The organism is Candidatus Schekmanbacteria bacterium (genome assembly GCA_003695725.1).
Classification (GTDB): domain Bacteria; phylum Schekmanbacteria; class GWA2-38-11; order GWA2-38-11; family J061; genus J061.
The window spans coordinates 1-5,586 of the sequence record RFHX01000323.1; the positions used below are offsets into that span (position 1 = coordinate 1).

Below are 5,586 nucleotides of genomic sequence, written 5' to 3' on the forward strand. Positions count from 1 at the left end.
ACATGCCCTTGAGGAAATCCAATCTCCTTTGAGCAAGCTTCTTTTAAAAGAATCCCGCTTGAAAAACAAACTCAAGGCCTTGAAAAAAAAAGAAGCCCAAATACGGCAGCTTCTTCAAAACCTCCAAGAAAGCACAAAACATCTCCTTGAGATCCAAAAGAAAAAATCCACTCTTTATGTAAAGGTGTATAAAAAGCTCAACAATAGAAAAAAACCTTTAAAAAAAGTCTCTGTCGAAGTTGGAATGTTGGGCAATGAGTCCTTCCTAAAATCTGTTAAGACAAACAGCAAAGGGATTGCAGTATTTAGGAAACTTATAAGAAAAAAGAAATATACAATTTTTGTAAGTAAGACCAACTATACATTTTCACCCTCCGAAAGAACAGTAAAGATAAAAGGGAAAAAGAAAATAGTTTCTTTTATTGGAGTCAAAAGTGATAGCGAAGAGCCAGTTAAGCAGATGAAAAAACCGGCAACTGCTGTAATGGATGTCAATTCAACTGGTGATGGGGGATATTTTGATTTTTCAAAAGGCACGAATAGTCTTACGAAGGCAGATATCTGGCTTGGCGGATCTTTCTTTGAACAATATTATATGGGTGATATAAATGGACTTGTGGTAACATCAACAGCAAAGACATGGAAGGATGCAGAAACTGCTCCTGAGATGGAGTATGGAAGTAATGGAGAAGAGTATTCCGTAGAGGTTGAAAAAGACGCAATCTATTTTGTCAAAACTAAAGAAGGCAACTATGCGAAGATTATGATTCGCAGTGTTGATAACGATGGGATAGTGATATTCGACTGGTTTTATCAATCTGACGGCAGCAAAACTTTTACTCCTGATGTAACTCCTCCTGTGATAACTTCTGTAACACCTGCTGAAAATGCATCTGATGTGCCTATAACTACGAATCTTATCGTTAAGTTTGATGAACCGATTTCAAATTCAGCATATGTTGTTCCACAGATAGAGGGAGGAGGCAAAACAATGTATTTTAATTTTCCAACATATGACTATGCTGAAAACTCGCTTGTATTTTCTCTATCTGAAAATCTTGAATACGATACTGTTTATACCATTTCACTTACAGCGCCTTCATACTATTTTCAAGATTATTATGTGGAAGATATTTCTGGAAACAAACTTGTGCTTGATAAAAAATGGACATTTAGAACGAAATCGCAGTAAGAAGATTGTTAGGCAAAAGATTTTGGATATTGTTGTTGATTCTTGAGACATTATTCTAAAACAATTGAATTGCGGCGCATTGGCACTGAGTAATAATTTTCAAAGACCGTGTTTTGTGCTTTTGTTTAGTTTATAGAATAAATCTCATACTAATCTGAGAAATCATAGAAAAAAGCTTCTTTGCCTTAAAAGATTCATAATTCCAAATTACTATACCAATATTGAAGAACTTCTCTTTTAAAAAATCCTTGAAATGCTTATAAATGGCATATATATAGGAAACAAATTTAAGGAGTGATTTATTATGAAGCTTTCATTGGATGAAGTCAAATATGTTGCTCAACTGGCACGCATAGAATTTAGTGATGAGGAGCTCGAGAAGTTTAGAACACAGCTTGATGCAATTATTGGCTATATAGAAAAAATGAACGAACTTGATACTGAAAATGTTAAACCAACTTCTCATGTAGTTGATGTAAATAATGTTCTGCGTGAAGATGAAGTTGGCAATTCACTGCCTCGTGAAGAAGTATTGAAAAATGCGCCATGCAGTGAAAATGGCTTTTTTAAAGTTCCAAAAATCATCGAATAGATTAGGTTTCATAAACACTATAATTCTTTGAAACATCGTTAAGAAACAGGAATATATCATATGGATTTATATAGAAAGACCATTTGGCAGTTGAGAGAGCTTTTAGATAGGGGTGAAATCAAGCCGGAAGAGGTCCTCGATTCGGTCCTCAGAAGGATTGAAGAAGTCAATGGGAAGATTAATGGCTATATAACAGTGCTTGAAGACTATGCTAAAAATCAAATCGAAAAAGGCCTTCCAGAGGGACCCCTTTCAGGAGTTCCCATTGCAGTCAAGGATAATATTTGTATAAAAGATCAATTGACTACCTGTGCCTCTAAAATTCTCTATAATTTTAGGCCCCCATATAATGCCGATGTTACGGAAAGACTGCTCAATGCAGGGGCAGTCATTTGTGGGAAGACGAATCTCGATGAATTTGCAATGGGATCATCTACGGAAAATTCCTATTTTGGGCCAACAAGAAATCCATGGAATGTTGAATGTGCCCCCGGAGGTTCGAGTGGCGGCTCTGCTGCTGTAGTTTCAGCAGACGCCTGCATCGCCGCTCTTGGTTCTGATACAGGAGGTTCAATTCGTCAACCAGCATCATTTTGTGGAATGGTGGGAATGAAGCCCACCTATGGTGCAGTATCAAGATATGGTCTTGTGGCATTTGCATCGTCACTTGATCAGATTGGTCCAATGACAAAGGATGTAAGGGATTGTGCAATGCTTCTTAATGTTATTTCAGGTTATGACAGAAGAGATTCAACATCTCTTAAATTTGACAGGCCTGATTATACAAAGGCACTCACAGGAGAAATCAAAGGGATTAGGGTAGGCATTCCTTCAGAATATTTTGGTGAAGGATTGAATCAAGAAGTTGCTGATGCCGTGAAAAAAGGCATTGAATATCTATCATCATCAGGAGCTGAAATTATAGACATTTCACTGCCTCATACTGATTATGCAGTAAGCTGTTATTATATTCTTGCAACAGCAGAAGCTTCCTCAAATCTTGCTCGCTATGATGGTGTAAAATATGGATATAGAACAGAAAAATCTTCCAATCTCATAGATATGTATTTCAAAACAAGAGGTGAAGGCTTTGGAGCGGAGGTCAAAAGACGAATTATGCTTGGCACATATGCCCTCAGTTCAGGTTATTATGATGCATATTATGCAAAGGCGCAAAAAGTAAGGACACTAATCAAGGAAGATTTCGATAAGGCATTCGAGAAGGTTGATGTTATCGTTACTCCAACATCTCCAACAACTGCCTTCAAAATTGGCGAGAAAGCAGATGACCCGCTGCAGATGTATCTTTCAGATATATTTACTATTTCTGTAAATCTTGGAGGGCTTCCGGCTATCTCAATTCCCTGCGGTTTCGACAGCAAGAGCTTGCCAATAGGATTTCAGATAATTTCTAAACATTTTGATGAATCGACTTTATTGAGATGTGCTTATTTTCTCGAGGAAAAATTTGCGGTTAAAGATAAAAAACCGCCCTTATAAGGAGTAAGGAAGAGATGAATTATGAAGCGGTTATAGGGCTTGAAGTTCACGCACAGCTTTTGACGAAATCAAAGATTTTCTGCAGCTGTTCAACACAATTTGGTTCCGAGCCCAATACTCAAACCTGTCCTGTATGTCTTGGAATGCCCGGTGTGCTTCCTGTTGCCAATAGAGAAGTCATAAATATGGCAATCAAAACCTCTCTTGCCCTCAATTGCAAGATTAATAACTATGGAAGATTTGCAAGAAAAAATTATTTTTATCCCGACCTTCCGAAAAACTATCAGATATCACAGTACGAAGAGCCGCTTAGCGAGCATGGATATCTTGAAATTGATGTCAACGGCAAGAGAAAAAAGATAGGCATTGTAAGGATTCATATAGAGGAAGATGCCGGCAAGAATATTCATGAAAATGTCGTAGATGGGAGTTATGTAGATTTGAACAGAACAGGAGTCCCATTGATGGAGATCGTGAGTGAGCCGGATATTAATACGCCTGAAGAAGCGCGCGCCTATTTAACGCAGTTGAAAAATATACTTCTTTATCTTGAGGTGTGCGACTGCAATATGGAAGAGGGAAGCCTTCGCTGTGATGCGAACATTTCTGTCAGACCTGTGGGACAGAAAGAGTTTGGAACTAAAACCGAAATAAAAAATATGAATTCATTCAGCAATCTTCAGAAAGCTCTTGAATACGAAATTGAAAGGCAGGTTGATATTCTTCAGGATGGTGGACGAATAGTTCAGGAAACCCGCTTGTGGGACCCTTCCTCGGGTACAACTGCATCGATGAGAAGTAAAGAAGAAGCGCATGATTACCGCTACTTTCCTTGTCCTGACCTTGTCCCTGTCGTAGTTGATGAGGAATGGATTGAAAATATAAAGAAAACACTGCCTGAGCTTCCTGATGAAAAAAAGCAACGGTTTGTTTCTCAATATGGCATACCTGAATATGATGCTGGTGTGATTACTGCCTCAAAAGCCCTTGCAGATTATTATGAGAAAGTGGCTGCAATTTACAATGATGCAAAAAAAGTGAGCAACTGGGTAATGGGTGAGTTGCTACGCCTTTTAAAAGAAGATGAAAAAGAAATATCTGATATATTGATAACCCCTGAAAATTTTGCGTCACTGCTTCAACTGATTGACAAAGGTACAATCAGTGGAAAAATTGCTAAAACTGTTTTTGAAGAGATGTATAAGAATGGTAAAACGCCAGATGAGATAGTCGAAGAAAAGGGATTGGAGCAGGTAAGCGACGAAGGAGAAATTGCTGGCATTATCGATAGGGTTTTAGCTGAAAATACGAAACAAGTGGAACAGTACCTTGGAGGAAAGGAAAAGGTTGCAGGTTTCTTCGTTGGACAGGTGATGAAAGCAACTTCCGGCAAAGCAAATCCGGGATTGGTAAACAAGATATTGAAAGAGAAACTGGAAGCAATGAAAAATAAATAGAAGGAGGAAATGCTATGGCAAAGAAAATAGGACTTCTTCTATCAGGATGCGGAGTTTATGATGGTGCAGAAATTCATGAGTCAGTATGTGCTATGCTGGCAATCGACCGCGCCGGCTGTGAGATTGTATGTATGGCACCTGATATAGAGCAATATCATGTAGTCAACCATCTCACAGGTGAAGTGGCAGAAGGAGAAAAACGCAATGTCCTTGTTGAAGCGGCAAGAATAGCGAGAGGAAATATAAAGAAAATAACCGATATATCTGTTTCTGATATAGATGCATTGATAATTCCCGGAGGTTTTGGCTCAGCTAAAAATTTATCAACTTATGCCTTTGATGGTGAAAAATGCAGAGTAAATGAAGATGTAAAAAGATTGGTGCAAGAAGTTGTTGGTGCGGGTAAGCCAGTTGGGGCGATATGCATTTCACCTGTTGTCATAGCTAAGATTTTTGAGGGTACTGATGTCAAACCTGAATTAACTATTGGCAATGATGCTGATACAAGTGAAAAAATTGAAAAAATGGGGGCAACGCACTGTCAGTGTTCAGTCAGCGAATTTCATATCGACGAGAAAAACAAAATCGTTTCAACTCCTGCATATATGCTTGGCACAAGGATTTCAGAAGTTGCAGAAGGGATTGAAAAGCTCGTAAAATCTGTTATTGACCTTTGCAGGTGATTAGCCAAAATATTAAATATCGTTGGATTATGAATGACGATGGAATGAGTATTGCTGGTCTCTAAAAGAAAATTGAGCATTTGAGATAAAATTATCACTGGATTTTGAAAGATGTATGTAGGTTTGTCCATTGCAAACATTCTTTTGCTATGAACAGTAGAT

General features: G+C 38.1%; 5 protein-coding genes. All 5 read left to right on the plus strand.

Features of this window, described 5'->3' with window-relative positions:
• A partial coding sequence (locus tag D6734_11955; GenBank protein RMF92582.1) for a hypothetical protein occupies window positions 1-1,192 on the plus strand: 1,192 nt, incomplete at its 5' end.
• Between the two features lie 301 nt (window positions 1,193-1,493).
• A complete protein-coding gene (gene gatC, locus D6734_11960) occupies window positions 1,494-1,784 on the plus strand; it encodes an Asp-tRNA(Asn)/Glu-tRNA(Gln) amidotransferase subunit GatC (GenBank protein RMF92583.1) in 291 nt (96 codons plus the stop codon).
• A gap of 60 nt (window positions 1,785-1,844) precedes the next feature.
• Window positions 1,845-3,284: an Asp-tRNA(Asn)/Glu-tRNA(Gln) amidotransferase subunit GatA gene (gene gatA / locus D6734_11965; protein ID RMF92584.1), complete on the plus strand. Its 1,440-nt coding sequence runs from the start codon at window positions 1,845-1,847 to the stop codon at window positions 3,282-3,284.
• Window positions 3,285-3,298: 14 nt separating this feature from the next.
• Window positions 3,299-4,741, plus strand: coding sequence for an Asp-tRNA(Asn)/Glu-tRNA(Gln) amidotransferase subunit GatB (gene gatB / locus D6734_11970; protein RMF92585.1), 1,443 nt, complete (start codon window positions 3,299-3,301; stop codon window positions 4,739-4,741).
• A 14-nt stretch (window positions 4,742-4,755) separates the two neighbouring features.
• Window positions 4,756-5,424, plus strand: a complete 669-nt coding sequence (gene elbB, locus D6734_11975; protein RMF92586.1) for an isoprenoid biosynthesis protein ElbB — start codon at window positions 4,756-4,758, stop codon at window positions 5,422-5,424.
• The last annotated feature ends 162 nt before the right edge of the window (window positions 5,425-5,586 follow it).

Bases quoted from the DNA above. Each gene is read 5' to 3' on its own strand.
- gatB (RMF92585.1), top strand. From the start codon at position 3,299: ATGAATTATGAAGCGGTTATAGGGCTTGAAGTTCACGCACAGCTTTTG.
- gatA (RMF92584.1), top strand. From the start codon at position 1,845: ATGGATTTATATAGAAAGACCATTTGGCAGTTGAGAGAGCTTTTAGAT.
- elbB (RMF92586.1), top strand. From the start codon at position 4,756: ATGGCAAAGAAAATAGGACTTCTTCTATCAGGATGCGGAGTTTATGAT.